This window comes from Xenorhabdus sp. SGI240 (assembly GCF_040081915.1).
GTDB lineage: Bacteria > Pseudomonadota > Gammaproteobacteria > Enterobacterales > Enterobacteriaceae > Xenorhabdus > Xenorhabdus bakwenae.
In genome coordinates this window covers 1-3064 of record NZ_JBEBMB010000151.1, presented here as the reverse complement: position 1 = coordinate 3064, position 3064 = coordinate 1, and the positions used below count along the sequence as shown (strand labels likewise).

General features: G+C 48.8%; 4 protein-coding genes. 1 reads left to right on the top strand and 3 read right to left on the bottom strand.

Annotated elements, in window-relative coordinates:
* From ABLA76_RS17780 to ABLA76_RS17770, 3 genes are all read right to left on the bottom strand, one after another.
* On the bottom strand, positions 1-940 hold a 940-nt coding region (locus ABLA76_RS17780; RefSeq protein ID WP_348988923.1), incomplete at its 3' end, for a primase-helicase zinc-binding domain-containing protein.
* Between the two features lie 107 nt (positions 941-1047).
* On the bottom strand, positions 1048-1254 hold the full coding sequence (locus ABLA76_RS17775; RefSeq protein ID WP_348988922.1) for an AlpA family transcriptional regulator: 207 nt from the start codon (positions 1252-1254) through the stop codon (positions 1048-1050).
* A gap of 137 nt (positions 1255-1391) precedes the next feature.
* Positions 1392-2663 carry an integrase arm-type DNA-binding domain-containing protein gene (locus tag ABLA76_RS17770; protein WP_348988921.1) on the bottom strand — a complete coding sequence of 424 codons (1272 nt, stop codon included), beginning with the start codon at positions 2661-2663 and terminating at the stop codon, positions 1392-1394.
* Positions 2664-2947: 284 nt separating this feature from the next.
* On the opposite strand from ABLA76_RS17770, the gene ABLA76_RS17765 reads away from it, so the two are divergent.
* The coding region (locus ABLA76_RS17765; RefSeq protein ID WP_348988924.1) for an AAA family ATPase at positions 2948-3064 on the top strand (117 nt) is incomplete at its 3' end.

Below are 3064 nucleotides of genomic sequence, written 5' to 3'. Positions count from 1 at the left end.
CTTTATGTTCTGTAGGCGGTAACGAGATCCATCCATTAACCGCAAGGGCTGCTTTTTCTGCTGAAATCTTGCCGATATTTACTTTTGGTTTGCCGTTCTTATCCAGATCACTGGGGCTATGCCAGTCATTATCTGCTGCAATAATGATTTTTATGTTCGGCCACCGCTCCCGAACGGCTTTGGCAACAGAATATAAATTACCTGCATCCAGTGCTGCCAAAACAGTGCCTTGACAGAGATGGTTAACCGTGAGTGCTGTGGCGTAACCCTCTGTAATGATAACCGTATCGGGGTGCTCCTCCAGTTCTGATACGGCAATAAAAGCGCCTTTCTTCTGGCTGCCAGAGAGTAATTTTTTCTCACCATTGGGTTTGATGATCTGCGCACCGGTGACTTTTTTATCCAGGGCTGTCAGTGCCAGCACAGTCGAATTATCGAACAGTAGCCGCTGATTGAGGCATTGTATCCCCTTTGCCGCCAGATAGGGCGATTGCCCGGCGACAGTTTGTGCCATCAGTGCCGCCACTCTTTCGGCAATCGGCTGTGTGGGATAATGGATTTCTTTGGCGGGCTTGGGTTCAGGTAAAGGTAGTGCCATTACATTAGCGACCACTTTAGCTGCCTCAGCGATGGAGATCCCTTTGGTTTTTGCCACTAAATCCAGCCCATCACCATAGTTTGGGATGTCACACTGGCGGCAGTGCCAGTTGCCGTGATGGTGATCATCGATAAAGTGGAAACGGTCGGTGCCACCGCAGACAGGGCAAGCGCCATGTTTACCTTTTGCAGGGATCTCAATGCCACAGGCAGGCAGTAAATTTGCCCAAGAGTACATAGCCGATGTTTTCACGGTTTGGATAAGATCAAGTGGTTTTGAGTGACTTGTTGTTTTTTGCTGTATAAATTTAGGGCGAGTTTGGGTATGCTGTGTATCAGCCATCATTTTTACCTTGCTTAATGATTGTTGGTGAAACGCCTCAGATGTGTGCCATCACACTGGGGCGTTGTGTTTTATATTCTGTTTCTTATGTCATAGTCTTTTGTCTGTTATGCCACCCGTGATTCAGCGATACGCTGGGCGATCCAGTCATCAATTTCCGATTCAATAAAGGCCACGGAACGCGGGCCGATTTTGACCTGTTTTGGGAATGCCCCATCACTAATCAGTTTGTAGATCCACGCCTTGCTGTAACCTGTTCTGCGCTGTACTTCCGGCAAACGAATCAGGCTTACTTTCACTGCTGCCACTGTCATGTTAATTCTCCTGTTACCGAGTCCCTGAGCGCTCATCGTGGACGTTGTTTGATGACAGGCGGATTATTTAAAAAACAAGACACAATAAACAGCGTTAATTAGTTATTGCTCGATGAAAGATTAATTTTCGTGTTGCGTTATCGGTTTTTTCTGTCACGCAGGGGCTTGGCAAAGTCATACGGTGCGATATATTTTTCCCGGTTCGCATCCAGATAATCCGCCCACCACTGCACCATCAGCCGCCGTTCGTCCAGATATTTAGACGTATGAATATAGGCTGCCCGGACGTTGTTGCGTTCGATATGACTGAGCTGGCGCTCGATGGCATCATCGCTCCAAAGACCTGATTCCCCCATCGCACCGCGTGCCATTGTGCGGAAGCCGTGCCCACAGACGTCGGTTTGAGTGTCGTAGCCCATATTGCGTAACGCACTATTGACGGTGTTTTCACTCATGACTTTCGCGGAACCATGATCACTGGGAAACACAACTTCGCAATTACCGCTCAGTACGTGCAACTCTTTGAATAACGAGACTGCTTGACGGCTCAGGGGTACAATATGCTCAGTTTTCATTTTCATGCCGCGCTCTGAGAATCGAACGCCTTTGATGGGTTTTCGTGTGGCGGGAATTTTCCAGACCGCGTGGTCAAGGTCGATTTCCTGCCAGCGGGCAAATCTCAGTTCGCTGGAGCGGACAAATGTTAGCAGCGCCAGTTCTACCGCGATCTTGGTCAATAAGCGCCCGCGATAAGAAGATAAGCGAGCTAAAAAGTCAGGCAAATATTCATGGGGCAGTGCGGGATGGTGACGGGATTTTGTGGTGGTGAGTGCGCCGGCCATATCATTAGCTGGGTTGGACTCCAAAATATCATTCTGGACGGCATAGCGCATGATAGCGGTGACACGTTGCCGTAACCGCTGGGCAATATCGTGTTTGCCCTGCTCATCAATGGCTTTGACTGGCGCTAACAACTGGCTGGTGCGGAGTGTGGTAATATCGCGGGTGCCGATATGCGGGAAAATATACTGCTCAAGGCTGCGCAGCACTTTTTGGCGGTGGCTGTCGCTCCAGCGTTTGTTACTGGCATGCCAGGCACGGGCGACTTGTTCAAAGGTGTTTACTTTGGCGGGCGTTGGTGTGCCTTTTTTCTCTGCTTTGGGGTCGATACCCTGGGCAATCAGCTTCTTGGCTTCATCGCGTCTGGCACGGGCATCGGCTAACGACACTGCCGGATAAACACCAAATGCCAGTCGGTCTTCTTTCTTATCGGTGGGGCGGTAATACTTCATGCGCCAGTATTTTGAGCCACGTGACGAGACTTCTAAATAAAGACCGCCACCATCGGCGAGTTTGTAGGTTTTTTCTTTGGGTTTTGCAGTTTCGATTTGTCGTGCGTTTAGTTTCATTATTAAGGGCATGTCTGTAATCGAATGGTAGGTGCCCCGAATTATGCCCTTCGCTGCATCTTGATTGCAACAGACGAAACTAGACCTAAAAATAAGAAAGGGTGTTGATTTTACTGGGTTTGAGAGAAATTGTTTTACTGGGCTGGACTTCACTGGAAGTTGAAGTGGTGCCCGGACTCGGAATCGAACCAAGGACACGGGGATTTTCAATCCCCTCTTAAGTTGAGAAACTGTTAATAACCTGGGTTTTCTTGTTTTGCTACTCAATTAACCGAGTATGCAAAATGAAAATACTTCCCATCATTTCACCCAAAGGCGGTGAAGGTAAATCCACCCACGCCGCGAATCTGGCTGGCTTTTTTGCCGATGCGGGTTTAAATACTCTCCTGATTGACGCCGAT

What these genes read in the sequence shown, in the direction of transcription:
- ABLA76_RS17775 (WP_348988922.1), bottom strand. Translation starts at nt 1,254, where the DNA reads ATGACAGTGGCAGCAGTGAAAGTAAGCCTGATTCGTTTGCCGGAAGTA.
- ABLA76_RS17770 (WP_348988921.1), bottom strand. Translation starts at nt 2,663, where the DNA reads ATGAAACTAAACGCACGACAAATCGAAACTGCAAAACCCAAAGAAAAA.